Source organism: Streptomyces sp. NPDC088745, assembly GCF_044751045.1.
In the GTDB taxonomy this organism is placed as follows: Bacteria; Actinomycetota; Actinomycetes; order Streptomycetales; family Streptomycetaceae; genus Streptomyces; species Streptomyces cremeus.
This window is the reverse complement of sequence record NZ_JBIVLB010000007.1, coordinates 17,550-43,917: the sequence shown is the minus strand read 5'-3', so window position 1 is coordinate 43,917 and position 26,368 is coordinate 17,550. Positions and strand designations below refer to the sequence as shown.

The 26,368-nt window shown below is 73.5% G+C and carries 24 protein-coding genes; 13 read left to right on the top strand and 11 right to left on the bottom strand.

The genetic code is table 11. From position 1 onward, the window contains the following. Together ACIP93_RS19715 and ACIP93_RS19710 are read right to left on the bottom strand one after the other, a co-directional pair. Window positions 1-1,893, bottom strand: coding sequence for an AAA family ATPase (locus tag ACIP93_RS19715; RefSeq protein WP_345225053.1), 1,893 nt, complete (start codon window positions 1,891-1,893; stop codon window positions 1-3). A 424-nt stretch (window positions 1,894-2,317) separates the two neighbouring features. Then, entirely contained in the window at window positions 2,318-2,902 is a 585-nt protein-coding gene (locus tag ACIP93_RS19710) for a hypothetical protein (protein WP_345225055.1), read from the bottom strand. Window positions 2,903-3,184: 282 nt separating this feature from the next. Here ACIP93_RS19710 and ACIP93_RS19705 point away from each other — a divergent pair, with 282 nt between their 5' ends. The 5 genes from ACIP93_RS19705 to ACIP93_RS19685 all read left to right on the top strand — a co-directional run bounded on the left by ACIP93_RS19705 (window position 3,185) and on the right by ACIP93_RS19685 (window position 8,934). Further along, window positions 3,185-4,591: a peptidase C39 family protein gene (locus ACIP93_RS19705; RefSeq protein ID WP_401760666.1), complete on the top strand. Its 1,407-nt coding sequence runs from the start codon at window positions 3,185-3,187 to the stop codon at window positions 4,589-4,591. A gap of 124 nt (window positions 4,592-4,715) precedes the next feature. Next, entirely contained in the window at window positions 4,716-4,868 is a 153-nt protein-coding gene (locus ACIP93_RS19700) for an SCO1431 family membrane protein (protein WP_345225059.1), read from the top strand. A gap of 255 nt (window positions 4,869-5,123) precedes the next feature. Beyond that, the gene (locus tag ACIP93_RS19695; RefSeq protein WP_401760665.1) at window positions 5,124-6,296 is read left to right on the top strand and encodes an acyl-CoA dehydrogenase family protein; all 1,173 of its coding nucleotides are present in this window, start codon (window positions 5,124-5,126) and stop codon (window positions 6,294-6,296) included. A gap of 342 nt (window positions 6,297-6,638) precedes the next feature. Further along, a complete protein-coding gene (locus ACIP93_RS19690) occupies window positions 6,639-7,763 on the top strand; it encodes a hypothetical protein (protein WP_345225064.1) in 1,125 nt (374 codons plus the stop codon). Window positions 7,764-7,821: 58 nt separating this feature from the next. After that, window positions 7,822-8,934 (top strand): phosphotransferase family protein, encoded by a 1,113-nt coding sequence (locus ACIP93_RS19685; RefSeq protein WP_401760664.1) that lies wholly within the window; start codon window positions 7,822-7,824, stop codon window positions 8,932-8,934. On the opposite strand, the gene ACIP93_RS19680 is transcribed toward ACIP93_RS19685, so the two are convergent. Further along, a complete protein-coding gene (locus ACIP93_RS19680; RefSeq protein WP_345225068.1) occupies window positions 8,935-9,354 on the bottom strand; it encodes a hypothetical protein in 420 nt (139 codons plus the stop codon). It abuts the gene before it with no gap. Window positions 9,355-9,633: 279 nt separating this feature from the next. On the opposite strand from ACIP93_RS19680, the gene ACIP93_RS19675 reads away from it, so the two are divergent. The 4 genes from ACIP93_RS19675 to fxsA all read left to right on the top strand — a co-directional run bounded on the left by ACIP93_RS19675 (window position 9,634) and on the right by fxsA (window position 13,750). Beyond that, window positions 9,634-10,074, top strand: coding sequence for an Lrp/AsnC family transcriptional regulator (locus tag ACIP93_RS19675; RefSeq protein WP_345225070.1), 441 nt, complete (start codon window positions 9,634-9,636; stop codon window positions 10,072-10,074). A gap of 48 nt (window positions 10,075-10,122) precedes the next feature. After that, the gene (locus ACIP93_RS19670; protein ID WP_401760662.1) at window positions 10,123-11,775 is read left to right on the top strand and encodes an amidohydrolase; all 1,653 of its coding nucleotides are present in this window, start codon (window positions 10,123-10,125) and stop codon (window positions 11,773-11,775) included. 495 nt (window positions 11,776-12,270) lie between these two features. After that, window positions 12,271-13,038, top strand: coding sequence for a polyprenol monophosphomannose synthase (locus ACIP93_RS19665; protein ID WP_345225074.1), 768 nt, complete (start codon window positions 12,271-12,273; stop codon window positions 13,036-13,038). A gap of 94 nt (window positions 13,039-13,132) precedes the next feature. Continuing rightward, entirely contained in the window at window positions 13,133-13,750 is a 618-nt protein-coding gene (fxsA, locus tag ACIP93_RS19660) for an FxsA family membrane protein (RefSeq protein WP_345225077.1), read from the top strand. A 155-nt stretch (window positions 13,751-13,905) separates the two neighbouring features. Here fxsA and ACIP93_RS19655 read toward each other — a convergent pair whose 3' ends face one another. The 4 genes from ACIP93_RS19655 to ACIP93_RS19640 form a co-directional block, all read right to left on the bottom strand. After that, window positions 13,906-14,280: an RNA polymerase-binding protein RbpA gene (locus ACIP93_RS19655; RefSeq protein ID WP_142215978.1), complete on the bottom strand. Its 375-nt coding sequence runs from the start codon at window positions 14,278-14,280 to the stop codon at window positions 13,906-13,908. A 259-nt stretch (window positions 14,281-14,539) separates the two neighbouring features. After that, window positions 14,540-15,892 (bottom strand): MFS transporter, encoded by a 1,353-nt coding sequence (locus tag ACIP93_RS19650; protein ID WP_401760659.1) that lies wholly within the window; start codon window positions 15,890-15,892, stop codon window positions 14,540-14,542. Between the two features lie 54 nt (window positions 15,893-15,946). Continuing rightward, on the bottom strand, window positions 15,947-16,717 hold the full coding sequence (locus ACIP93_RS19645; RefSeq protein WP_401761007.1) for a glycerophosphodiester phosphodiesterase: 771 nt from the start codon (window positions 16,715-16,717) through the stop codon (window positions 15,947-15,949). A gap of 5 nt (window positions 16,718-16,722) precedes the next feature. After that, window positions 16,723-17,388, bottom strand: coding sequence for a YitT family protein (locus ACIP93_RS19640; RefSeq protein WP_401760657.1), 666 nt, complete (start codon window positions 17,386-17,388; stop codon window positions 16,723-16,725). Between the two features lie 102 nt (window positions 17,389-17,490). Here ACIP93_RS19640 and ACIP93_RS19635 point away from each other — a divergent pair, with 102 nt between their 5' ends. Next, window positions 17,491-18,987, top strand: coding sequence for a PLP-dependent aminotransferase family protein (locus tag ACIP93_RS19635; RefSeq protein WP_401760655.1), 1,497 nt, complete (start codon window positions 17,491-17,493; stop codon window positions 18,985-18,987). A 62-nt stretch (window positions 18,988-19,049) separates the two neighbouring features. Here the strand turns inward: ACIP93_RS19635 and ACIP93_RS19630 are convergent, their stop codons facing one another. Together ACIP93_RS19630 and ACIP93_RS19625 are read right to left on the bottom strand one after the other, a co-directional pair. Further along, a complete protein-coding gene (locus ACIP93_RS19630; protein WP_401760653.1) occupies window positions 19,050-20,603 on the bottom strand; it encodes a hypothetical protein in 1,554 nt (517 codons plus the stop codon). A gap of 39 nt (window positions 20,604-20,642) precedes the next feature. Next, window positions 20,643-20,837: a hypothetical protein gene (locus ACIP93_RS19625; protein ID WP_345225089.1), complete on the bottom strand. Its 195-nt coding sequence runs from the start codon at window positions 20,835-20,837 to the stop codon at window positions 20,643-20,645. A gap of 255 nt (window positions 20,838-21,092) precedes the next feature. On the opposite strand from ACIP93_RS19625, the gene ACIP93_RS19620 reads away from it, so the two are divergent. Next, window positions 21,093-21,485, top strand: a complete 393-nt coding sequence (locus tag ACIP93_RS19620; RefSeq protein WP_345225091.1) for an ankyrin repeat domain-containing protein — start codon at window positions 21,093-21,095, stop codon at window positions 21,483-21,485. 282 nt (window positions 21,486-21,767) lie between these two features. Continuing rightward, window positions 21,768-23,186 (top strand): HEAT repeat domain-containing protein, encoded by a 1,419-nt coding sequence (locus tag ACIP93_RS19615; RefSeq protein WP_345225093.1) that lies wholly within the window; start codon window positions 21,768-21,770, stop codon window positions 23,184-23,186. Between the two features lie 130 nt (window positions 23,187-23,316). Here ACIP93_RS19615 and ACIP93_RS19610 read toward each other — a convergent pair whose 3' ends face one another. Both ACIP93_RS19610 and ACIP93_RS19605 read right to left on the bottom strand, forming a co-directional pair. Further along, complete coding sequence (locus ACIP93_RS19610; RefSeq protein ID WP_401760651.1) at window positions 23,317-24,111, bottom strand: putative hydro-lyase; 795 nt, start codon at window positions 24,109-24,111, stop codon at window positions 23,317-23,319. Next, window positions 24,108-25,385 (bottom strand): MFS transporter, encoded by a 1,278-nt coding sequence (locus tag ACIP93_RS19605; protein ID WP_401760649.1) that lies wholly within the window; start codon window positions 25,383-25,385, stop codon window positions 24,108-24,110. The genes ACIP93_RS19610 and ACIP93_RS19605 overlap by 4 nt, the downstream gene beginning before the upstream one ends. A 266-nt stretch (window positions 25,386-25,651) precedes the next feature. Between ACIP93_RS19605 and ACIP93_RS19600 the strand changes: the two genes are divergently transcribed. Next, complete coding sequence (locus ACIP93_RS19600; RefSeq protein WP_401760647.1) at window positions 25,652-26,362, top strand: GntR family transcriptional regulator; 711 nt, start codon at window positions 25,652-25,654, stop codon at window positions 26,360-26,362. Window positions 26,363-26,368: the final 6 nt, after the last annotated feature.

The window sequence follows — 26,368 nt, the reverse complement described above, 5'->3', positions numbered from 1 at the left end:
CTACAGCCCGCCCCCCGGCGGTTCCGCCGTGCGGGGGCCGCGGCCCGACAGGACCTCTCCGTAGGCCTGCATCAGGTCGGGGAGGCGCAGGGTCGACAAGTCGTCACGGGTCGGCGTCGCCGCGTACCCCGACAGCCGCAGGTCCCGGTACGCACAGCTCTTCTCGTACAGCGTCCGCAGGAACCGCCCGTTGCCCAGCTCGTCGATCCACCCCTGGGCCACGACGTGCCCGGCGATGCTCCGCAGCTCCTCCAGCGCCTCCTCGTCCCACACGTCCCCGTTGTCCCCGGCCAGCACCTCCCCGATGCTGGTCAGCTCCGGCGGCCGGTAGCTCGGGAAGTCGACCCGGGTGGTGAAGCGGGACGACAGGCCGGGGTTGGCGGCCAGCAGCCGGTCCATGCCCTCCGGATACCCGGCGAGGATGACGACCAGGTGGTCGCGGTTGTCCTCGGCCCGCTTCAGCAGTACCTGAAGCGCCTCGTCCCCGTACGCGTCGCCCTTGCTGTAACCGGAGTTGGCCAGGCTGTACGCCTCGTCCACGAAGAGCACGCCCCCCATCGCCGAGTCGATGAGCTCGTTCGCCTTCACGGCCGTCTGCCCGAGGAACTCCCCGACCAGATCCGCCCGTTGCGCCTCCACCAGGTGGTCCCCGCCGAGCAGCCCGAGCGCGTAGAAGACCCGCCCCAGAATCCGGGCCACGGTCGTCTTCCCGGTGCCCGAGGGGCCGGAGAAGACAAAGTGACGTTTCGGCGGCTGCACCGGCAGGCCCTGCCCGGCCCGCAGCCGCGCCATTTCGAGCTGCGCCGACAGCGCCCGCACCTGCCGCTTCACCGGCTCCATGCCGACCATCCGGTCCAGCTCGCCGAGCGCCTGCTCCAGGAGCGCCGGATCGGACGGCCCGGCGGGGAAGGGCGGCAGCCCGGTGGGCCGGGGCGGTCCGGCCTTCTCCCGTACGCCACCGCGCGGACCCGGCGGCACCGCGCCCCCGAACGGCAGGTTCCCGTCACCGCCCAGGCGCAGTTCCCCGCCCCCCTCCAGGATGTCCAGCTCGCCCTGCGACTCCGCGGACTCCTGGCTGCTCAGCGATACGGTCGCCAGTCCGGCCGCCGACTCGTCGCAGCCGTCCAGGCCGTCGCCCTCGGAGATCGCCGCGAGGCGCGCCGCGGTGTCCATGAACGCCGGGTCCACCCGGTGCACCGCCCGGTACAGCGGCAGCGCGGCCGCCGAACGCCCGGTGCCCTCGTGGGCCCGCGCCAGCCAGTAGCGCAGCTCCTTGCGCTGCGGCTGCTCGCTGCGGCAGCGCATCAGCGAGGCGGACAGCAGCGGCTCCGCCTGTCCGAACATCTCCAGCCGCACGCGCGCCATCCCGCCGAAGAGCCCCGACTCGATGCCCAGCAGCGGGTCGTCCACCAGCGGGTCGGTGTGCCGGACCAACTGCTCCCAGTCCTTGACCAGATACGCCCGGCAGGCGTGCAGGAAGCGCACCTGGTGGTCGGTGTCCACGGGCGGCAGCCCCGCCAGCGCCCGGTCCAGCTCCGGCACGTGGCGTCCGTCGAGCCAGTGCGAGGCGTGCGCGAGCAGCAGGTCGCGCGGGCTCTCCAGCACCGGCTGCACCCACCAGCCCAGCCAGTACCAGGAGTTGAGCGTCCTGCGGTGCCGGGCGCGCTGCTCGCCGAACCGCTCCCGGTGGCGGTGCATGCGCAACAGCGCCGTCGTCGTGTCGATGCGCAGGGCGTGCAGGCCGAGCCAGCCGTCCGCCATGCCTGGATCCAGTCGTACCGCCGCCCGGAATTCCTCCTCCGCCTGCGGGTACGCCCCCATGGTGTAGGCGTCCACGCCGCGCAGCCAGGCGAGGTCGGCCGGGGCGGGTGTGCCCTGCGAGCCGAAGTCCATCACGTCCCCCACAGACCGTGCCCCCCGTGATGTGCGCCGGACGTGTGCCAGTGACCCATTGTCGTTGGCATATGCCCGAACCGCTGTGTCCCGGACGGGAATTGACCGCACCGAAGGGCATCGTACCTGGGCAGGGGGCACCTGAATAAGGGTGGCGCGAGGGGTGCGAGGACCGTGACCCTGGGTGAGCGAACCGGCTCCGGGAACACCCGAGTCGGGGGAGAGAGGGCAGAACGAAGCCCCCGATCACGGGGGAACAACCGGGGGCTTCGTGTCTGCGGGCGGCTCCGTAAAGCCGCACATTGAGAACGTAAGACCTGTACGGCCCCCGGGTCAAGCGGAGTTGGGGCACTCGCGGGGGCGGTTTTCCGGCCGTTCCGCAGGGCCCGGATGAGCTGTCACGGAGAGTGATGGAACGGTTCGCTCACGCGGTCGCGGGGGACCCCTCGCGCCACTCGTACCCCTCCCGTGTCTGACGTATCAGAGTGTCGGCGAACGGACGCGAGGGGTCCGCCGAGAAATGCCGCGTCTCGGCGCGCGTCCATCCGTCCCAGAAGGCGGACTGTGCCGTTCCGTCCCGTTCGCGCCCGCGCGCCCAGGAGCGCCCGGCGTCCAGATCCATCCACAGGAGGTGCGCCAGGTGCGGGCGCAGTTCCCTGCGCCCCGCGCCCACGCCCTCCAGGACGACGACGGGCGCGGGCGGGAGCTCGTACCGCTCGGGCCCGAAGCGCCGGAGGGTCCAGTCGTACGGCGCGAACCGCGCGTGCGCGCCCCGCGCGAGGGGCGTGAGGACCTGCGACCGCAGCCGTTCCGTCCAGTCGAACAGGGCGTCGTGGCTGGCCAGATCGTCCAGGTGCAGGACGGGAGCGCCGCCGAGCGCGTCGGCCAGACGCCCGGCGAAGGTGCTCTTGCCGGAACCCGCGTGCCCGTCCACGGCGACCAGCCGGACCGGACCGAGGGACGGGGGAAGGGCGCTCAGCCGGGCGGCGAGCGGGGCGATGCTGTTCACCCTGGCCACCCTACGAGTGCCGCCCTCCGCGCGCCGCCGCAGACCACGGGGGCGGGCGGTCGCAGTATGGGGGGCGGCCCGTGGTCCGGAGGGCGCGGCGGACCGGCCGTGCGGTCCCGGGCGGCCGTGCGCGTTCGCGCCCGGAGCACCGCTCGGGGCGGGGCGCGCGCCCGTGCCCGGCCGCGTGGCCGTACCTGTCCGCATCCCGCATCCCGCGTCCGTGCTCGTATCCGCATCCGCATCCGCATCCGCACCCGTCCGTCCGACCGGGAGTCCTCGCCCATGACCACACCCGTACCGCGCCCCGAACCCTCCCCGCCGCCGGGACCCGGCGGCGCCTCGCGCCGGGCCGTGCTCGCCGCGGCCCTCGCGGCCGCCGCCACCCCGGCACTGGCCGCTCCCGCCCCGGCGGCCGCACCCCCCGCCGGCGCTTCCGCCGCCCCGCCCCCGGGCACCATGAACAGTGTGGACAACCGCTTCTGGACCACCCGCGAGGACTGGCGCTCCGGCACCGGCCCCGGCACCCGCGTCGCGCGGGGCCCCCGTCCCGGGCTGACGATCCGTACGCCGGACGGCGTCACCGCCCACCGCGACCCGCACACCGGACGCACCGACTCCTACGAGTACGCGGTGTGGACCTCGCCGCTGCACCGCGGCCCGGTCCCCGCCACCGAGATCGTCCCCTCCTGGAACGCCGACACCCCGCCCGGCACCTGGCTCGCCGTCGAACTGTGCGGCGCGTACCAGGACGGCTCCCGCACGCCCTGGTACGTCATGGGCCGCTGGGCGTCCGGCGAGGGCGAGATCCGGCGCACCTCCGTGGACGGGCAGGGCGACGGGCGCAGCAGCGTCTCCACGGACACCGTGGTGGTCACCGACCCGGCCTCCGGGACCCGGCTGACCGGCCACCGGCTCCGGGTCGTCCTGTACCGGCTGCCCGGCACGGGTGCGACGCCCACCCTGTGGCGGGTCGGCGCGATGTCCTCCGCGCTGCCGGACCGGTTCACGGTGCCGGCGTCGGCGCCCGGGCACGCGGGGGAGCTGGCGGTGCCGTGCCACTCGCAGGAGATCCACGCCGGGCGGTACCCGGAGTACGACAACGGGGGAGAGGCATGGTGCAGCCCCACCTCCTCCACGATGGTCCTGGAGTACTGGGGGCGGGGCCCCAGCACCGACGACCTGGCCTGGGTGGACCCCGCGTACGCCGACCCCCAGGTGTGCCACGCGGCCCGGTACACCTACGACCACCAGTACCGGGGCTGCGGGAACTGGCCCTTCAACGCCGCGTACGCCGCCTCGTACCGGGACATGAACGCCGTCGTCACCCGGCTGGGATCGTTGAACGACCTGGAGGGGCTGATCCGTGCGGGCATCCCGGTGATCACGTCGCAGTCCTTCCTGGCCACGGAGCTCACCGGCGCCGGTTACGGCACCGCGGGGCACCTGATGGCCGTCGTCGGCTTCACCGGCGCCGGTGACGTGGTCGCCCACGACCCGGCGGCCCCCACGAACGACGCCGTGCGCCGCGTCTACCGCAGGCGCGAGTTCGAGAACGTCTGGCTGCGCACCCGGCGGCACGGCGCGGACGGCAAGGTGGCGTCCGCCACAGGGGGCGTCTGTTACCTGTACTGGCCACGGGAGGCGACCGCCGCCCAGCGCAGGGCACTTGAGGCGGTCGGCATCCGCTGAAGCCGCCCCGCCGGCCCCGGGGCGGTGACCTACGTCATCTGTTGCGGGGCCGGTCGGGCTGGCACTGTGGACGGGCGAGGACTCCCTCGCGCATCTGCCCTTTCTCCCGCACTGCGAGTTCCCGATGACTGCAGCCTCTGCCGCCCTCTTCTCCCGCCTGCACACCCGTACCGGCGGTCCCGACGACCTCGACGGACCGAAGCTGCTGGAGCACGTGCTCGGCTGGGTCCTGGTCCTGGTGGTGGCGATGTTCGTCACGGGTGCGGGCCTGCTCTGACCCCGCGGGCCCGCCGGCCGGACGACACGGTCGCGTAACGCCCCGTCGCCCTGCCCGGCCTGCGGCTTTTCGACCCGTGACGGAACGGGGGCGATCCGGCATACTCAGCCGCCACAGTCCCGGACAGTCCGCTTCCGTAACCCGGAGCGGTGCTTCAGGCTGGGACGTGAGTCACCTCGGCGGCGCCGCCACACCCTGCGCGTGCGCCCGCTGCCGCGCCCGACACAGGGCCCGAGATGCAAGGAGAGCGCCGCCATGGCCGATCGCGCCCCGCAGCCGGTGGAACGACAGCTGCCCACCGAGGAGTCCCGCGACCTGCTCGCGCTCGTACGCGACATGATCCAGCGGGAGATCGCCCCGCAGGCGGCCGACGAGGAGGAGGCCGGGCACTTCCCGCGCGAGGTGTTCGCGCTGCTCTCCGAGGCCGGGCTGCTCGGTCTGCCGTACGACTCCGAGCACGGCGGCGGCGACCAGCCGTACGAGGTCTACCTCCAGGTCCTCGAAGAGCTCGCGGCGGCCCGCCTGACCGTCGGCCTCGGCGTCAGCGTGCACAGCCTCGCCTGTCACGGGCTCGCCGGGTACGGCACCAAGGAGCAGCAGGCCGCCCACCTGCCCGCCATGCTCGGCGGCGGACTGCTCGGCGCGTACTGCCTCTCCGAGCCCGCCTCGGGCTCCGACGCGGCCTCCCTGCGCACCCGGGCGGTCCGCGACGGCGACGACTGGGTGATCACCGGCACCAAGGCGTGGATCACGCACGGCGGCGTGGCGGACTTCTACACCGTTCTCGCCCGCACGGGCGGCGAGGGGCCGCGCGGCATCACCGCCTTCCTGGTGCCCGGTGACGCACCGGGCCTGTCGGCGGCCGCCCCCGAGAAGAAGATGGGCATGAAGGGCTCGCCCACCGCCCAGCTCCACTTCGACGGCGTACGGGTCCCCGACGCGCGCCGCATCGGCGACGAGGGCCAGGGCTTCGCCATCGCCCTGTCCGCGCTCGACTCCGGCCGCCTCGGCATCGCCGCCTGCGCGATCGGCGTGGCCCAGGCGGCCCTGTCCGAGGCGCTCTCCTACGCCACGGGGCGCGAGCAGTTCGGCCGCCCGATCGCGGACTTCCAGGGGCTGCGCTTCATGCTGGCCGACATGGCCACCCAGATCGAGGCCGGCCGCGCGCTGTACCTGGCCGCCGCCCGGCTGCGCGACGCGGGCCGCCCGTTCTCCCGCGAGGCGGCGATGGCGAAGCTCTTCTGCACGGACACGGCGATGAGGGTCGCCACGGACGCGGTGCAGGTCCTCGGCGGCTACGGCTACACGGTGGACTTCCCGGTCGAGCGGTACATGCGCGAGGCGAAGGTCCTCCAGATCGTCGAGGGCACGAACCAGATCCAGCGCATGGTCATCGCGCGGCACTTGGCAGGCCCCGAGTCCCGCTGACCGGCCCCGGGGCCGTCTTGCGGAAGCGGCTGCCGAAGGGTCGCCCACCCGGTTCCCCGCGCTCCTGAAAGGGGCGCGGGGAACCGCGCGACCAGCCACAACGCACCCGCACGCACACCCCGGCCCCGCAGGGCCACGGGAAGAGGCGGGCGGGCGAGAAACCCGCCCCGCCGCCGGGTGTCGGCATCCCACCTCCCACCCCGCCGCCCCGCCCCGCGCCCAAGCGGCCCGCCCCCCGACTCTGGCCACCCGCACGCCTCCTGACGTACCGTCAGAGCCCGCCGGAGGGGAGCCCCGGACCCGGACCCACCCCGGCACGCCCCCACCCGCCAGGAGGACCCCGTGCCCCAGGACCGCCCGATCCCCCTCGACGAGTACCCCGTCCACCAGGCCCCCCTCTCGATGAAGCACGTCGTGACCGGCGACCGCAACGCCTACGACCGCTGCATCTTCCACCTCGTCGACCACACCGGCCACGCCCTCCTCGTCGCCGGCCTCGGCGTCTACCCCAACACCGGTGTCATCGACGCCTACGCCACCCTCCGCCTCGGCGACACCCTGCACGCCGTCCGCGCCTCCGACGCCCTCGGCGACGACCGGATGAACATGTCCGTCGGACCGCTGCGCATCACCGTCGACGAGCCGCTGCGCCGCTTCACGCTGAGCTGCGCCCCGGACCCCGCCGACCCCGACTCCCTCGCGTACGAGATCAGTTGGACCGCCGAGTTCCCGGCCGTCTGGGAGCCCCACCACGTCCAGTACCGCGGCGACCGCCTCCTGCTGGAGGGCCGCCGCTTCGTCCAGGCGGGCGGCTGCACCGGTGAGATCCGCGTCGGCGGCGAGCGCCTCCGCCTCGATCCCGCCCACTGGACCGGCACCCGCGACCGGAGCTGGGGCGTGCGGCCCATCCCGGGGGAGGACGGCGGACGTGCCGCCGAGGAGCACCGCCCGGAAGGGTTCCACTGGCTCTGGATACCCGCCCGCTTCGACGACCGGTTCGTCATGGTCGTCGTCCAGGAGGACGCCGACGGCCACCGCACCCTCAACGAGGCGCTCCTCGTGCGCCGGGAAGGGCCCGACGTCCAGCTCGGCTGGCCGCACACCGACATCGCCTACCGCTCCGGCACCCGCCACCCCGAGCGCGCCGTCGTCCACCTCACCGATCCCTCCCGCAAACCCCTCGAACTCGGCGTCGAGGTCCTCACCTCCTCCCCGCTCGCCGTCGGCGCCGGCTACCCGCCCGCCGACGACTGGCAGCACGGCACCTGGCAGGGCCGCGGCTGGACCGACCGGCGCTCCTACGACCTCGCCGACCCCGCCGCCCACCCCATGGCCGCGTACGGCGTGACCGACCACGCCGCCCGCTTCACCCTCGACGGGCGGACCGGCCACGGCATCTTCGAGCACGGCACCTTCGGCCGGCACGACCCCAGCGGCTTCACCGGATACGACTCCACCGCGCCCTGACCTCCGCCGCCGGCCCCGCGAGACCCCGTGAGCACCCGCGAGCAGAGGAGTACGGACGATGGCGACCGCACCACGGCCCCGCACCACCACCCGCGACCCCGGGGAACTCGGCCGGCGGCTCGCCGCCTGGCTGGCCCGCCGCCTCCCGGGAGCACGTGTCACCGGCGTCCGCGTGCCCGGCTCCAACGGCATGTCCAGCGAGACCCTGCTCTTCGACCTCGACCACCCCGACGCCCCCGTCACCGGCTGCGCGCTGCGACTGGCCGCCGACCCGGCCGCGTACACCGTCTTCCCCGTGTACGACATGGCCCGCCAGCACCGCGTCATGAGCCTGGTCGGCACGCACACCGACCTTCCGGTGCCGCACGTGCTGTGGCTGGAGGAGGACCCGGCCCCGCTCGGCGCGCCCTTCTTCGTCATGGCCCGCGCTGAGGGCCGCGTGCCGCCGGACGTCATGCCTTACACGTACGAGGGGAACTGGCTGCACGCGGCGAGCGACGAGGAGCGCGCCGCGCTGGAGGCGGCGAGCATCGGGGTCGTCGCGCGGTTGCACGAGCAATTCCCGGCGGAGCAGGCCGAGTTCCTGCTCCCCGCGGTCGAAGGGAGCCCGCTGCGACGGCATGTGACGGCCCAGCGGGCCTACTACGAGTGGGTCGTCGACGGGCTGCCCCGCTCCCCCCTCGTCGAGGAGGCCTTCCGGTGGCTGGAGGACCACTGGCCGGACGAGGAGGGGGAGCCCGTGCTGTGCTGGGGGGACGCCCGCATCGGGAACATCGTCTACGACGGGTTCGAGCCCGCCGCCGTGCTCGACTGGGAGATGGCGGCCCACGGGCCCCGCGAGCTCGACCTCGGGTGGACGGTCTACCTGCACCGCTTCTTCCAGGACCTGACCGTCTCCTTCGGGCAGGCCGGGCTGCCGGACTTCCTGCGCCGCGACGCGATCGAGGAGCGGTACGCGCGCCTCACCGGGCACACCCCGCGGCACATGGAGTTCCACACCCTCTACGCCGCCCTGCGGCACGCCGTGGTGATGCTGCGCATCGCCCACCGGCAGGTGCACTTCGGCGAGGCCCGGGTCCCCGAGGACCCGGACGCGCTCATCCTGCACCGGGCGTCCCTGGACGCGATGATGCGCGGGACGTACTGGAGGGACGCGGGGTACGCGGGGTGATCAAGCGGCGTGCTGGCGCGGCACCTTCAACGGGCGCGACCCCGGGCCGCCCACGTGGCTGAAGGGCTGCGTGCGCCAGTCGAGGCCCTGGGGGAGGGTGAGCAGCAGGGCGGTGTCCTGCTCCAGCGCCTCCAGGGACTCGTCCGCCGGCTTCGCGTCGGCGGCGGGACGCCCCGTACCGGAGCAGGCGGTCAGGCCGAACGGGTTCCAGGGGGTGGGGCACTTGGCGTGCTGCGGGAGGACGTCCTCGTCGGCGAGCAGCGCGATGGGCTGCGCGCAGTCGGGGCAGATCACCCGGTACATCTCGAAGGTGTCGTACGAATCCGCGTCCGCGTCGGCCCCTTCGGCGTCGTCGAAGGGCAGCGCTGTGAGGTCGGCGGGTTCCGCCGCGGTACGTCCGGTGCGCTTCAGGCTCTGCATGGAGACACTCCCCCTAGAGGTGGGCCGAACAAGCCGCTGCGGCCTCGACCACACGAAGCACTTCCCTGCGCGCCTGCGTGATAACCCCACAAAGAAGAAGGACACGGGGGGAAGGGTGTGGGCTTCGTCACACGACCGTCATGTGCCCGTCGCAGGTGCCCTCGGCGCGCCCCCGCGCGTGCCGTTCCGCGCCCCCCTGCCGAAGTCCGCCGTTCCACCAGGCAAGACGCCGGCCGCTCAGGTGCCACACCGGCCCCGGGCCCTGTAGGTTCTGCGTCCATGGAGGAGTTGGATCGTCAGATCGTGGACCTGCTCGTCAAGGACGGGCGGATGAGCTACACCGACCTGGGCAAGGCCACCGGCCTGTCCACCTCGGCGGTGCACCAGCGCGTCCGCAGGCTGGAGCAGCGCGGAGTGATCCGCGGCTACGCGGCGGTCGTTGACCCCGAGGCGGTCGGGCTGCCGCTCACCGCGTTCATCTCGGTGGCGCCCTTCGACCCCAGCGCCCCGGACGACATCGCCGAACGGCTCGCCGGAGTGCACGAGATCGAGGCCTGCCACAGCGTCGCGGGCGACGAGAACTACATCCTCAAGGTGCGCGTCGCCACCCCGCTGGAGCTGGAGCACCTGCTCACCCGCATCCGCACCCTCGCCGGGGTCTCCACCCGTACCACCGTCGTCCTCTCCACCCCGTACGAGGCGCGCCCGCCCCGCGTCTGACCCCACCCGTGTCACGGGCGGCGCGGGCCCTGCGCGAGACTGGTCCCCATGACCGAGCGCACCGCCCCCTCGTCCCCCGCCGCCCCCCGTGACCGCACCGTGCTGCTGCGCGGCGGCGAGGTCCACAGCCCCGCGGACCCCTTCGCCACCGCGATGGTCGTCGAGCGCGGGCACGTCGCCTGGGTGGGTTCGGAAGGGGCCGCCGACGCCTTCGCCGACGGCGTCGACGAGGTGCTCGACCTCGAAGGCGCACTCGTCACCCCGGCGTTCACCGACGCACACGTGCACACGACGGCCACCGGTCTCGCCCTCACCGGCCTCGACCTGTCCGCCGCCCGCACCCTCGATGAGGCACTCGCTCTCGTACGGTCGTACGCCGCCGGACGCCCGGCCGGCGAGGTCCTGGTGGGCGGCGGCTGGGACGCCTCCCGCTGGCCCGAACGCCGCCACCCCGCACGCGCCGAACTCGACGCGGCCGCCGGGGGCCGCCCGCTCTACCTGCCGCGCATCGACGTCCACTCGGCCGTCGTCTCCACCGCCCTGCTCGACCTCGTCCCCGGCGTCACCGGCCTGACCGGCCACCACCCGGACGGGCCGCTCACCGCGGCCGCCCACCACGCGGTGCGCGCCGCCGCCCACGGGGCGATCAGTCCCGCCCAGCGCGCCGAAGCCCAGCGCGCCGCCCTCGCGCACGCCGCCTCGCTCGGCATCGGCACCGTCCACGAGTGCGCGGGCCCCGAGATCTCCGACGAGGCGGACCTCGTCGGGCTGCTGAAGACGGCCGCCGAAAGGCCGGGCCCCCGCGTCATCGGCTACTGGGCCGAACAGGTCGCGAACGCGAAGGACGTCCGGCGGGTCCGCGAACTCGGCGCCGTCGGCGCGGCCGGAGACCTCTTCGTCGACGGCTCGTTGGGCTCGCACACCGCCTGCCTGCACCAGCCCTACGCCGACGCCCCGCACACCGGCACCGCCCACCTCGACGCCGCCGCGATCGCCGCCCACGTCGCGGCCTGCACCGAGGAGGGCCTCCAGGCGGGCTTCCACGCCATCGGGGACGCCGCGATCGGCGCCGTCGTCGACGGAGTGCGCGCCGCCGCCGAGAAGGTCGGCCTCGCCCGGGTGCGGGCCGCCCGCCACCGCGTCGAGCACGCCGAGGCGATGACCCCCGCCACCATCGCCGCCTTCGCCGAACTCGGCCTCACCGCGTCCGTCCAGCCCGCCTTCGACGCGCTCTGGGGCGGCGAGGCGGGCATGTACGCCCAGCGACTGGGCGTCGAGCGGGCCCGCACCCTCAACCCGTACGCGGCCCTGCTCAGGGCCGGAGTGCCGCTCGCCTTCGGCTCCGACAGCCCGGTCACCCCGCTCGACCCCTGGGGCACCGTGCGCGCCGCCGCCTTCCACCGCACCCCCGAGCACCGGGTGTCCGTGCGCGCCGCCTTCACCGCCCACACCCGGGGCGGCTGGCGGGCCGTCGGCCGGGACGACGCGGGCGTCCTGGTGCCCGGCGCACCCGCCGACTACGCGATCTGGCGAACCGGCGCGCTCGTCGTGCAGGCCCCCGACGACCGGGTCGCCCGCTGGTCCACCGACCCCCGCTCCGGCACGCCCGGCCTGCCGGACCTGTCGCCGGGCGTCCCGCTGCCGGTCTGCCTGCGCACCGTCGTTTCCGGCGAGACCGTGTACGTACGGCCGAACGCATGACGAAAGCGGGGCGCGTACCGCCGATCGGTGCGGCCCGCCCCGCGCCCCGGTTCTTTCCGCCGTCGGCACTGACCTGCTGATTCGAAGAATCGCCGCAGGTGGCACAGGTGTTGACAGGAAGCGGCCACCGGCGGGTAGGTTCGGCCGGGTCCACCACGAAGAACGTCCGGCCGGAAATCCTCCACGCAGTCGTCGAACGCCGCTGGGTCATGGACGGGTCGCCCCGACGGCGCCCGGCCGGGAGCCAGGTTCAGCGCCCGCGCCTCGGGGGCGAGGGAAGGTTTCTCCGGTCGACGGTGCGACCCGGGTAGGGCCCCGGCGTTCAGTAGACAACGGCGAGGATGTCCGCAGCCGGCGGGCACCTGGCCGGCCCGAAGGACGCCGGGCCCCCATCCGCAGCACCCGCCCGGCCCGTACCGGCCGGTCCACCGGCCTCTTTCCCGTACCCGCTCGCTATGGTGGGTCCTTCGGTGCACGCACATTAAAGGGGAAGCAGTGAACGACGGCGGTCAGAAGCGTTACGGCCCGCTCGGCAGTGCTTTGGTGATCATCCCGACCTACAACGAGGCCGAGAACATCAAGCCGATCGTCGCGCGGGTCCGGGAGTCCGTTCCCGAAGCGCACGTCCTCGTCGCCGACGACAACAGCCCCGACGGCACCGGAAAGCTCGCCGACGAGCTCGCCGCGGCCGACGACCAGGTGCACGTCCTGCACCGGAAGGGCAAGGAGGGCCTCGGCGCCGCCTACATGGCCGGGTTCCGCTGGGGCATCGACAACGGCTACGGCGTGCTGGTCGAGATGGACGCCGACGGCTCCCACCAGCCCGAGGAACTGCCCCGCCTGCTCACCGCCCTCAAGGGCGCCGACCTGGTGCTCGGCTCCCGCTGGGTGCCCGGCGGGCGGATCGTGAACTGGCCCAAGTCCCGCGAGTTCATCTCCCGCGGCGGCAGCCTCTACTCCCGGATGCTGCTGGGCGTGCCGATCCGCGACGTCACCGGCGGGTTCCGGGCCTTCCGCGCCGAGACCCTCGAAGGCCTCGGCCTCGACGAGGTGGCCTCGCAGGGCTACTGCTTCCAGGTCGACCTGGCGCGCCGCGCCGTCGAGTCCGGCTTCCACGTGGTCGAGGTGCCGATCACGTTCGTGGAGCGGGAGGTCGGCGAGTCCAAGATGAGCAACGACATCCTCATCGAGGCGCTGTGGCGGGTCACCGCCTGGGGCGTCGGCACGCGCGCCAACAAGCTGCTCGGCCGCAAGCCCTTGTAGGGCCCCCGCGCGGGGGCCCTCGCCCCTTAGCGCCTCAGCGGGGACTCACGCCTCCTTTACGCCGATCAGGCGGCCCGCCAGGCACACTGGGGGCATGACGACCGGCACTCCGCCCCCGACCGCGACCACCACCCCGCGCAAGCGCTCCCGCGCCCGCACCCTCGTGCCTCTCGGCATCGCCGTCTGGCTGGTGCTGGAGATCTGGCTGCTGACCCTCGTGGCCGGCTGGGCGGGCGGTCTCACCGTCCTGCTGCTGCTGGTGGGGGCGGTCGTGCTCGGCGGCGCCGTGATCAAGCGGGCCGGCCGCCGCGCCTTCACCAACCTCAGCGAGACGATCCAGCGCCAGCAGCAGTCCGGCGGCGCCCACGACCCGGCCGCCGACGGGCAGGGCAAGAAGGGCTCCGGCAACGGCTTCGTGATGCTCGGCGGCCTGCTGCTGATCCTCCCCGGCCTGATCTCCGACGTGCTGGGACTGCTGGTCCTGGTGCCGCCGGTGCGCAGGGCGCTCGGCCGGTACACGGAGAAGTCCCTCCAGAAGCGCATGGATGCCGTGCGGCAGCCCGGAAGTCTCGGCGACATGTTCCAGCAGGCGCGGATGCACCGCCCCGACGGCAAGGTCGTCCAGGGCGAGGTCGTCCGCGACGACTCCCCGGCGCGGCAGCCCCAGCCGCCGCGCCGCGAGGACGGCCCCCGGGCCCCGCTGACGCCCTGAGCCCGACCGCCCCGAGCCCGACCGCCCCGAGCCCGACGCGCACCGCGAACGCAGAAGAACGCAGAAAGCCGAGGGGCCCGGCACACCGTGCGGTGTGCCGGGCCCCTCGGCCTGTGCGGGGTGAATCTCCCGTGCCCTTCGTCCGGTGACGGACGTCAGGCGGACTTGCGGCTGTCCCGCGGATGCACCGCGATGTTCATGGCGCCGGAACGCAGTACCGCGAGCCTTTCGGCCAGGACCTCTTCGAGTTCCTCGCGGGTGCGCCGCTCCATGAGCATGTCCCAGTGCGTTCGCGCGGGCTTGCCCTTCTTCTCCTCCGGCCCATCGCCGTCCACCAGGAGTGCCTGGGTCCCGCAGACCTTGCACTCCCACTCCGGCGGAATTTCCGCTTCCACGGAGAAGGGCATCTCAAAGCGATGTCCCTTCTCACATGCGTACTCCACCGCCTGGCGCGGGGCCAGATCGATGCCGCGGTCCGTCTCGTAGCTGGTCACCACGAGCCGCGTACCGCGGAGAGCTCGCTCACTCATGAATCGTGCCTCCCGGGCTTGTCGCCCACAGGACAGTGTGTGTCGCTGTCGTCGTCATCCGGTCAACGTCCGGTCGGCGGTAAAGATTCCCGTTGCGGGTCAGTGCGTCGCCCGTCGTGCCGCCCCTTGTTGTACCCACCAGTGACCGCTTTGTCACATCTGACAGCAGATGTCACCCAGTCTTTTTCCTGCAGAGGTTCGCAGTAACGGTCCGCCTGGCAGGCCAAAGGCGTACACTACCGGCCTTTTACTTCAAGGTCTAAATTCTTTCCGGAACGGGGTTTCCCGCCGCCGCGACCGCCTGCCTCACGGGTACCCGCGCCAGCAGAAGGAATCCCACCGCGAAGAACACCACCAGGGACACGATCGCGTCCCGGTAGCTGCCCGTGAGCTGAAAGACCAGGCCGAACACCAGGGGCCCCAGCCAGCTCGTCCCGCGGTCGCTGGTCTCGTACGCGGCGAAGTACTCCGCCTCCTTGCCGCGCGGCACCAGGTGCGAGAACAGCGACCGGGACAGGGCCTGGCTGCCGCCGAGCACCAGTCCGATGGCGCCCGCCAGGACGAAGAACCAGACGGGCTCCCCGGCGGGCAGGAAGTACCCCACGCCGATCGTCGCCGTCCACGCGACGAGGGAGCCGAGAATCGTCCGCTTGGCTCCGTGGCGCCGCGCCAGCCGCCCCGTCCCCAGCGCGCCGAGGACGGCGAGCACCTGGACCAGCAGGATGGCGGTGATCAGCGTCGTCTGGCTGAGCCCGAGCTCCTGCGAGCCGTAGACCGACGCCTGCGAGATCACCGTCTGCACGCCGTCGTTGTAGACCAGGTACGCCAGCAGGAAGGACAGCGTCAGCGGATGGCGGCGCATGTCCTTCAGCGTGGCGACCAGTTGACGCCACCCCTGCCCCACGGTGAGCCCGCCGCCGTCGGCGGCCACGGCGCGGTCCCGCAGCCGCCGCAGCGGCACGAGGGCGAACGCGCCCCACCAGACCCCCGCGGAGGCGAGACAGATCCGTACCGCCGTCGTCTCGTCCACCCCGAAACGGTCGTGGCCGGTGTACAGCACCAGATTCAGTACGAGGACCAGCGCGCCGGAGGTGTACCCGAAGGCCCACCCCCGCGAGGAGACCCGGTCGCGCTCGTGCGGCTCGGCGATCTGCGGCAGATAGGCGTTGTAGAGCGCCATCGACACCGACAGCGCGGCGTTCGCGACGATCAGCAGCACCGCGCCCAGCGCGTACCGGTCGCCCTCCAGGAAGAACATGCCCGCCGTCGCGCCGGCCCCGAGGTAGGCGGCGACGGCGAGCAGCGGCTTCTTGCGGCCCGTGCGGTCGGCGACCGCCCCCACGAACGGCATCACCACGACGGCCAGGATCACCGAGGCAGACACCGCGTACGCGAACAGGGAACCCGCCCGCACCGGGACGCCCAGGGGATGGACGAAGCCCTCGGCGTCGGCGGCGGCCTCGGCGACCGAGGTCAGATAGGGGCCGAGGAAGACGGAGACGACGCTCGTCGAGTAGACCGAGCACGCGAAGTCGTAGAAGTACCAGCCGCGTTGTTCGCGCTTGCGCTCCGCGTGCGGGGCGGCGGGCCGATCCGTTGGTTCCGTCCCCACGCGCGTTCCCCGTCCTCACCCCGTGCCGACGCGCGTACGGGCGTCGGGTGCGGGTCAGGCCCAGGCCCCCCGCTCGGTCAGCACCGATCGCAGCGCAGCGATCCGGTCCGTCATGATGCCATCCACGCCGAGATCCACAAGGGCTCGCATCCTGGCCGGATCGTTGACGGTCCAGACGTGCACCTGGAGGCCCAGGGAGTGCGCGGTCGTGACGAACCGGCGGTCCACCACCCGCACCCCGTTCTGCGTCTCGGGCACCTGCGCGCACACCGCGCCGCGCCGCAGCGGCACCGGTACGCCCAGCGAGCGCAGCCGCAGCGCGAGGACGCCGCGCACGCCGTACGAGGTCGCCAGGCGCGGACCCGCGAGCCGCTGCGCCCTGGCCACCCGGGCCTCGCTGAAGGAGCCGACGCAGATCCGGTCCCAGGCACCGGTGCGGCGCACGAGGCCCAGGAGCGGCAGCAGGGCGGACTCGGCCTTGACGTCGACGTTCCAGCGGGCGTCCGGGAACTCCGCCAGGAGCTCCTCGAACAGGGGCAGCGGCTCGGTGCCCGCCACACGCGCCTCGCGCACCTGGCTCCAGGGCAGCTCCGCGATCCTGCCCCGGGCGTCGGTGACGCGGTCCAGGGTCGGGTCGTGGAAGGCCACCAGCCTGCCGTCGGCGGTGGCGTGGACGTCCGTCTCGAAGTACCGGTAGCCCTTATCGGCGGCCCGGCGGAAGGCCGCCGCGGTGTTCTCCAGGCCGTCGGCGGCGCCCCCGCGGTGGGCGAAGGGGAGCACCGGCCCCGGATGGTCGAGGTAGCCGTGCCGCAGCGCGCCGTTCACGTCGTTCACCCGGGCAGTATCGCCCGGGGCTCCTGCGGGGCCGCGGCCGGCCGCGGGGCCCGGTGCTCCGGTACGGCGAACAGGCGCAGGAAGTACTGTGCGAGCGGCCCGATGGCCAGGGCGTACACGACGGTGCCCACGCCGATGGTGCCGCCGAGCAGGAACCCGGTGCCGACGACCGCGACCTCGATCGCCGTGCGCACCAGGCGCAGGGACCCGCCGGTCACCCGGTGCAGGCCCGTCATCAGGCCGTCGCGCGGTCCCGGGCCGAAGCGCGCGGCGATGTAGAGGCCGGTGGCGACGCCGTTGAGGACGATCCCGCCGAGCATCAGCGCGACGCGCCCGCCCAGGGAGGGCACCTGCGGCACCAGTGCGAGCGTGCCGTCCATGGCGATGCCGACGACCACGACGTTGGAGACCGTGCCGAGGCCCGGACGCTGCCGCATCGGTATCCACAGCAGCAGGACCACCGCCCCGACGACGATCGAGACCACCCCGATGGTCAGCCCCGTGCGCTCCGACAGGCCCTGGTGCAGCACGCCCCAGGGCTCCAGGCCCAGGCCCCCGCGCACCAGCACCGCCGAGCTCACTCCGTACAGCGCCAGGCCGACGTACAGCTGTGTCAGCCGCCGGGGAAGACGGGTGGTGGCCGACCGCGGTGAACCGGACATGGATGCGCCCCCTGGGCTGGTGGTGGTGGACCGATGCATGACACTGTGTGGCCTGTAAGGACAGGCCCTCCAGGGCCAATCCGGGGAAGGTGGACTGATTTCGTGGCGCAGTGGACTTCGGCGGTGGGGGCGGCCCAGCTCGCCCGCCAGCTCAACTCGCAGTCCCGTCCCTCCGGCCCCGGCGTGCGCAAGCCGCCCGCCTACCGGGCCCTCGCCGACGGGGTGCGGCTGCTGGTCCTGGAGGGCCGGGTCCCGGTCGCCGCCCGGCTGCCCGCCGAGCGCGAGCTCGCGGTGGCCCTCGCGGTGAGCCGTACCACCGTCGCCGCCGCCTACGAGGCGCTGCGCGCGGAGGGCTTCCTGGAGTCCCGCAGGGGCGCGGGGAGCTGGACGGCCGTCCCGGCGGGCAATCCGCTGCCCGCGCGCGGCCTGGAGCCCCTGCCGCCGGAGTCGCTCGGCTCCGTCATCGACCTCGGCACGGCCGCCCTGCCCGCACCCGAGCCCTGGCTCACCCGCGCCGTGCAGGGCGCGCTGGAGGAGCTCCCGCCGTACGCGCACACGCACGGCGACTACCCGGCCGGACTGCCCGCCCTGCGCCAGATGCTCGCCGACCGCTACACCGCGCGCGGCATTCCCACCATGCCCGAGCAGATCATGGTCACCACCGGTGCGATGGGCGCCATGGACGCCATCTGCCACCTCTTCGCCGGACGCGGCGAGCGCATCGCCGTCGAGTCGCCCTCGTACGCCAACATCCTCCAGCTCATGCGCGAGGCGGGCGCCCGCCTGGTGCCCGTCGCCATGGCCGAGGGGCTCACCGGGTGGGACCTGACGCGCTGGCGGCAGGTGCTGCGCGACGCCGCGCCCCGCCTCGCGTACGTCGTCGCCGACTTCCACAACCCCACGGGCGCCCTCGCCGACGAGGAGCAGCGCCGCGCCCTGGTGGAGGCGGCCCGCTCGGCGGGCACCGTCCTGGTCGCCGACGAGACCATGACCGAACTCCACCTCGACGACGCGTACGCCATGCCGCGCCCGGTGTGCTCCTTCGACCCGGCGGGCTCCACCGTGCTCACCGTGGGCTCCGCCAGCAAGGCGTTCTGGGCGGGCATGCGCATCGGCTGGGTGCGCGCCGCCCCCGAGGTGATCCGCAGCCTGGTCGCCGCCCGCGCGTACGCCGACCTGGGGACCCCGGTGCTGGAACAGCTCGCGATCAACTGGCTGATGGGCACCGGCGGCTGGGAGCAGGCGGTCTCGGTGCGCCGCGCCCAGGCCAGGGAGAACCGGGACGCCCTGGTGGCGGCCGTGCGCCGCGAGCTGCCGGACTGGGAGTACCACGTGCCCGACGGCGGCCTCACGCTCTGGGTGCGCACCGGCGGGCTCTCCGGGTCGCGGATCGCGGCCGTGGGGGAGCGGGTCGGCGTACGGGTGCCCTCGGGGCCCCGGTTCGGCGTCGACGGGGCCTTCGAGGGGTACGTACGGCTGCCGTTCACGGTGGGCGGCCCGGTGGCGGAGGAGGCCGCCGTCCGCCTGGCCGCGGCGGCGCGCCTGGTGGAGTCCGGGGCGAGTTCGGGGTCCGAGACGCCGCGCACCTCGGTGGCGTGATCCGGCACACGGCAGTGCCCCGCGCACCCCAGGAGGCGCGCGGGGCACTGCCGTCGGGTCCGTCAGCCCTCGGCCGGCACCGGATCGGCGCCGCGGACGTCGTCGACGGGCACGGCGCGCTCGGGCAGCAGCTCCAGCACCGCCTGCCGGTGCGCCTCGCTGGTGGTGTCGTCGTACGGGTCCGGGGTGGCCGGCACCTGGAGGCGCAGCACCTGACCGGAGCCCAGCCGGGCGTAGCCGCGCCCGGCCGGGACGTCGGGGGTGGGCGTGGTGTGCGGGGGAGCGCCCAGGACGCCCTCGATCTCGGCGGGGACGGCGGGACCGAGGACCACGCGGGCGCGGGTGTGCGCGCGCACCGGGTCGCTGAGCGAGTCCAGGGTGTCGAACTGCTCGGCCACCACCACGGTGACGTTCGCCGCCCGGCCGTGCCGCAGCGGCACCTGGAGGAGCTGCTGCGGGTCCGGGCGGCCGTCGGCGGCGGCCAGGTGCGCGAAGACCCCGGGGCGGTCCAGGAGGATCCACAGTGGACGCCGGATGTCGTCGGGGGCGGGCAGGCCCGCCTGCCGGGCCCGGTTCGCGCAGGTCAGCCGGCGCTCGGTCTCGGCGGCGGCCCACTCCAGCGCGGCCAGCGCGCCGGCCAGCCCGCACTCGACGGCCAGCACCCCTTCGCGCCCGGCCAGGCAGGCGTACTCGCCGGTGCCGCTGCCCTCCGCGATCAGCACGTCGCCGTCCTCCAGCGCCTGGAGGGCGATGGAACGCACCAGCGTGGTGGTGCCGGTGCCGGGCTGGCCGACGACCAGCAGGTGCGGCTCCGTGGAACGCGGTCCCGTCCGCCAGATCACCGGGGTGGCGTCGTGGGACGCGTCGCCGCCCTGCACGGGGACGGTGCGGGGCACCGCGCCGGTGTCCGTGAAGCCGAGGACGGTCTCGCCGGGAGCGGTGACGAAGCGCTGGGCGGCGATCGTGGTGGGGAGCGCGTCCAGCACCGTCATGACGAGCTGGTTGCCCTCCTCGTCCCAGTCGAAGCGGTACTCGCGGCCGCGCCCGGACTTGGCGCCGAGCAGGTGCTCGATGCGGGCCCGGGAGGCGGCCTCGCCGTCGGGGAAGTAGGCGGGGTAACGGATCAGCAGCCGGGACGGGCGGCCCCCCTCGTCGAACGCGTATTCACTGAAGGCCCCGTCCCAGTCGCCGCCGTGCGCGAAGAGCGGGTCGGGGTCGTCGGGGACGGAGAAGTACGGCACCAGCGCCTCGTAGAGGGACCGCAGGCGCTCGATCTGCTCGGGGGCGGGGCCGGTCTGCGCGGGGACGCGTTCGCGCCCCTTCCAGGCGGCCGCGGCCATCACCGTGATCAGGGCGAGCAGCGGCCCGTACGGGATGAGCGCGACCACCAGCACGACGGTGCCCGCCAGGAACAGCGCGGGACCACGCCTGTCCTTCGGGGTCGCCGACCAGCGGGCACGGCCCGCCGCGGCGAGCCTGCGCACGCCGCGGCTGATCGTGATGAGCGGATGGAGCACGTCCGTGGCGCTGTCGGCGGCAGTGCGCGCCAGCTCGCGGCTGCGGGCCACCGAGACACTGCTGCTGCTCAGAATGCGGGGGAGGGGACGCCGGGCCACGTCGGACTCCTGGGGTGGGAAGAGTGGGTGGACGCGGGGTCAGAACTTGATCCCGCCCAAGAGGCTGGCGAGGCTCGCCCCTCCGGCCCTGATGCTCGGGGCGATCGCGGTGCCCGCGAGGTAGAACCCGAAGAGGGCGCAGACCAGGGCGTGCGACGCCTTCAGTCCGTCCTTGCGGAAGAACAGGAAGACGATGATGCCGAGCAGCACGACGCCCGAAATGGACAGGATCATGAGGATTCTCCTGGGTGGTGGGGACGGTCACCATGAGTTGTTCCAGGCTCACAGGAAGTATCCATACCGCAAATCGTGCAATCGGGTTATTTTTCGTCTTTTTCACTAGACCGGCCGAGCCTGCCGGTCTCGCAGTGATCTTTGCCGCCCGGAGCCCGGGTCATGTCGCGACGGGAGCAGTACCCTGTCGATTCACTCGTACGGCTCTCCTGCCGTGCGCCCAGGTCACCGCATGTGAAAGGCAGGCAGTCCGCGATGAGCGAAGCTGTGGACCCCGAGGTCGTCGAGCTGGCGGGCAAGATCTTCGACCTCGCGCGGCAGGGCGGCACCGAGGAGCTCGCCGCCTGCGTCGACGCGGGTGTCTCGCCCGACCTCACCAACGAGAACGGCCAGACGCTGGTGATGCTCGCCGCCTACCACGGGCACGCGGAGACGGTGCGGGCCCTCCTGGCGCGCGGCGCCGACGCGAACCGGGCCAACGACCGGGGCCAGACACCGCTCGCCGGGGCCGTCTTCAAGGGCGAGGAGGCCGTGGTGCGGGTACTCGTCGAGGGCGGCGCCGACCCGGCCGCGGGGACGCCCTCCGCGGTCGACACCGCCCGGATGTTCGAGAAGAAGGACCTGCTGGAGCTGTTCGGCGCCCAGTGAGGCGTTCCTGGTGGGGAGTCCCGGGGGGCGTCGTAAATGTGGTCGCGGTGGGGAAATCGCTGGGTCATCATGACGACGGATTCACAAACACCAGGTGCGGGCATCAGTCGCCGCATTACGGATATGTGGAACGGGCCCACTCGGGGCCACCGATCGAGAGGCAGAGGAAGATGGTCTACATCAAGCGGAAGACTGTGACGGGCGGCCGGGCATGTTGGCGCACCGCGTAGGAACGGCACGTTTCCCCGGTTGCGTCGACAGCTTGATGTGAGGCCTTTTCCCATGTTCGAACCAGTCATAGCGCCGAGCGGCACCTTGCTCGGCCTCCTGCAAAGGGGCAGGGGTGACGGCACGCTGCACGCGCTCGCCGCACCCCGCCCGGAAGCCCTCGCGGCCCTCAACCACTGCGTGCTCAACGACCCGCGCCACGACTGGCAGGTCGAGAACCGCTCGCTCTACTACGCCCGTCTCTACCTGGACCTCGACGGCGGCCTGGAGGAGATCGAGCGCCACCTCTTCGACGTCGAGGACGCCCTCGACACCGAGGAGAACCGCACCGGGCTCGCCCTCGCCGTCCTCGGGCACCTCGCCTCGTACGGCAGGGACGACGCGCTGATGCTGCTGCGCGCGTACGCCAGGACCGGCGCCAACTGGACCTGGGCCCTGGACGAGCTCGCGCTGCGCGACGACGACGGCGGGCTGCGCTCGCTGGCGGGACCCGTGCTGTCCCGGTTCGCCGCCACGCCGGAGGGCGACGCCGCACTGGCGGCCGCCGTCCGGGACGCCTTCGAGCCCCGGCCCTGGCGGCTGTGGGCCGAGGATCCGCGGGAGTCCGTCGGCGGCCGGGTGCGCGCGGCACGGGAACAGGGCTCCTTCGACCGATGGCAGCGGCAGATGCGACCCGCCGGGCCCCGCCCGGGGTGGAGCGTCGAGGCCGTCTTCGAGTGGGCCCAGCAGGGTCTGGAGCGCGGTTCCGTCCTGCACGTGCCGGCCGCGCGGTGCCTGACGGCGGTCGCCGGCCCCGACGATCGTTCAACAATCCTCCGGGTGGCACGTGAAGGCGCCGACGGTGCGCGCTGTGCGGCCCTGCACTACCTGGCCGAGTCACGGGACCCGGCCGTTCTCGACCTGATCGAGGCGGCGGCCGACAGCCCGTCACCGGCCGTCGCCGAGGCCGCCGTCGCCGCCTTCGAGCGGATGTGCGGCTCCGAGGCGGTGGACCGGGCCCGCGGCTGGGTGCACCGGCCGGACGCCCTGGGAGCCTGCGCCGCCGGCGTGCTCTCCTGCCGGGGCGGGGCGCAGGACGCGCCCCTGGTCCTCGGCGCGCTGCGCGAGTCCGTCCGGGCCGACGGCCCCGACGCCCCCCTGTTGTGGACCCTGGTCGACGGCGCCGGACGGCTCGGCATCTGTGCCGCGGCCCCCGTACTGCGCCACATCTACCGGGAGACCGCCTCCTCCCACTTGCGGCAGCGCGCGGCAGGCGCCCTGGCCGCCACCGATCCGTCCTTCGCCTCCGGCTTCGCCGTCGAGTGCCTGTGGGACTGCGAGGAGACGACGCGGGAGGTCGCGGCGCGGCACGCCGAGACCGGCGACGCGCGCGTGGCCGACCGCCTGCGGCGGCTGGCCGCCGACCCGGCCGAGGAGGCCGAGGTGCAGACCGCCGTACGCAGCCGGATGGGGCCGGACGCGACGGCCGTGTGAGCGCGGGGGCGGCGGTCCCGGAGGGCATCCGGGACCGCCGCCCCCTTTTTCCCTGCGTCGGGGAGCCTCCTGGGCGTACGTACGGGAAGCCTCCTGGGAGCTCGGCACGTGTGTCGGTACGGCTGCCGTCTCAGGCCACCCGGTACTGCTCGTCGCGGGCGTCCGTGACGAACATCCGCCCCGGCGCGTGCGTCAGCGCGAACGGCGGCCGGGACGCCGCCACCACGGCCTGCAACGTCACCCCGCACGCCCAGAACACCGGAATGTCCCCCGGCTCCGCCACCACCGCGTCCCCGAAGTCGGGCCGGGACAGGTCGGCGATGCCCAGCCCGCCCGGCTCCCCGCAGTGCACCGGGCTGCCGTGCACCGAGGGCAGCAGGGCGCTCTCGGAGATGGCCGCGCCGAGCAGCTCGGGCGGCACCGGCCGCATCGACACCACCATCGGCCCGCGCAACCGCCCCGCCGGACGGCAGGGCCGCCGGGTCGTGTACATCGGCACGGTGCGCCCCTGCTCGACGTGGCGCATCGGCACGCCCGCGGCCACCAGCGCCGTCTCGAAGGTGAAGCTGCACCCGACCAGGAACGTCACCAGGTCCTCGCGCCAGTGCCGGACGACGTCGCCCGGCTCCTCGACCGGTTCGCCGTGCCGCCAGACCCGGTAACCCGGCAGGTCCGTACGCAGGTCCGCGCCCGGTGCCAGCGGTGTCGTCCACGCCCCGGCGTCGGTGACGTCCAGCACCGGGCACGGCTTCGGGTTGCGCTGGCAGAACAGCAGTACGTCGTACGCCCAGTCCGCCGGCACCGCCAGCAGGTTGGCCTGCACGTACCCGGGCGCCCAGCCCGCCGTCGTGCCCCTGGCACCCGCCCGGCACCGCTCCCGGGCCTCGCGCGGCGCCCGCGCCGTCGCCACGTCCGTCACGGTCACACCAGCTCCCTGCCGCGCGTCTCCGGCAGCCCGAGGAGTGCCACCACGGCCAGGCCGTAGCCGACCGCGCCGAACACCAGCGCCCCGCCGACACCCCAACTGCCCGACAGGAACCCCACCATGGTCGGGAAGAACGCCCCCACGGCACGGCCCGTGTTGTACGTGAACCCCTGGCCCGTGCCGCGCACCGCCGTCGGGTACAGCTCGCTCAGGAAGGAGCCGAAGCCGCTGAAGATGGCCGACATGCAGAACCCCAGCGGAAAACCGAGCACCAGGACCAGGCCGTTCGCACCCGCGGGGATGTTCGTGTACGCCAGGATGCAGATCGCCGAGAGCACCGCGAACAGGGCGATGTTCTTCTTCCGGCCCAGCACGTCGGTGAGGTACCCGCCGCACAGGTAGCCGACGAACGCGCCGGAGATCAGGAACGTCAGGTAGCCGCCCGTGCCGACCACGGTCAGCCCGCGCTCCGTCTTGAGGTACGTCGGGACCCACGTCGCCAGCGTGTAGTAGCCGCCCTGCACACCGGTCGACAGCAGCACGGCGAACAGGGTGGTGCCCAGCAGGTCCCGCCGGAAGATGGCGGCGAAGGACCCCTTGTGGCCGCTCTCGCGCCGCTGCGCCGCCGCCTGGGGGGCGTCGCTCACATTGCGGCGTACGTACACCAGCAGCAGCGCCGGCAGCGCGCCCGTCCAGAACAGCACCCGCCAGGCGGTGTCCTGGTCGAGGAACTGGAACACCAGCGTGGAGACGACGACGGCGAGCGCCCAGCCCGCCGCCCACGCGCTCTGCACCGCGCCGAGGGTGCGCCCGCGGTTCTTGGCGGTGGCGTACTCGGCGACCAGGATCGCGCCGACCGCCCACTCGCCGCCGAAGCCGAGGCCCTGGAGGGCCCGGAAGACCAGCAGCGTCTCGTAGTCGGGCGCGAAGCCGCACGCCACGGTGAACACCGCGTAGGTGGCCACCGTGATCATCAGGGCCCGCACCCGGCCGATGCGGTCGGCGACGATGCCCGCGATCGCGCCGCCCACCGCCGAGACCACCAGGGTCACCGTGGTCAGCAGGCCCGTCTGCCCGTTGTCCAGGGCGAAGTACGCGGAGATCGCGAACATGCCCAGGGGGAGGGTGAAGAAGTCGTAGGAGTCCAGGGCGTATCCGCCGAACGCCCCGCCGAAGGCCCGCCGCCCCTTCGGCCCCAGCGCGCGGAGCCAGCCGAACACGCCGCCGTCCTCGGGGAGTTCGCCCTGCTGCTTGTGTGCCTGTGTCGTACTCATCTGCGCCTCGCTCGTCAGGGGAGGGGAGAGCCGTTCAGGGGTCGTGCACCGTCACGGACCGGGTACGTCCACGGACGCTTCCCTTCACGGGCCGTGCACTTCACGGTCCGTGTGCTCCCACGGACCGTGCGCTTTCGTCAACGTAGAGGATTGTTGAACGATCCGACAAGGCTTCTGTCCGTGCATTCTTCGTTCCTACGAAGTCTTTTACGATGGAGGAGCCCACCGGAACACACCGGTGCGGCAGGGGAGTTGGGGGCACTGTCGTGACGACGGACACCGGAGTGGGCAGCCTGGCGGACGACCGCCCGCTGCTGGGCCGCACCAGCACGGCGGAACGCGTCGCCGACGTCCTGCGCACCCGTATCGCCGAGGGGTACTTCCCGCCCGGGGAACGGCTCTCCGAGGACAGCATCGGCAAGGCGCTCGGCGTCTCCCGCAACACCCTGCGCGAGGCCTTCCGGCTGCTCACCCACGAGCGCCTGCTCGTCCACGAACTCAACCGGGGCGTCTTCGTCCGCGTGCTCGCCGTGGCGGACGTCGAGGACATCTACCGCACCCGCCGGCTGGTGGAGTGCGCCGTCGTGCGGGGACTGGGCGAACCGCCCTACGCCGTCGGCGCCCTCGACGCCTCCGTCACCGAGGGCGAGCGGGCCGCCGCGGCCGGTGACTGGAAGCGCGTCTCGACCGCCAACATCCACTTCCACCGCGAACTCGTCGCCCTCGCGGGCAGCCCCCGCACCGACGAGCTCATGCGCGGCGTCCTGGCCGAACTGCGCCTCGCCTTCCACGTCGTGTCCGACCCGCACGGCCTGCACCAGCCCTACCTGGTGCGCAACCGCATGATCGTCGGGGCGCTCGAACTCGGCGACCGCGCCCGCGCGGAGAAGCTCCTCGCGCGCTACCTGGACGACTCGCGGGCCAACCTCGTGGAGGTGTACACCCGCCACATCGAGAGCGGCGACTGGACGGTCTGAACGGCG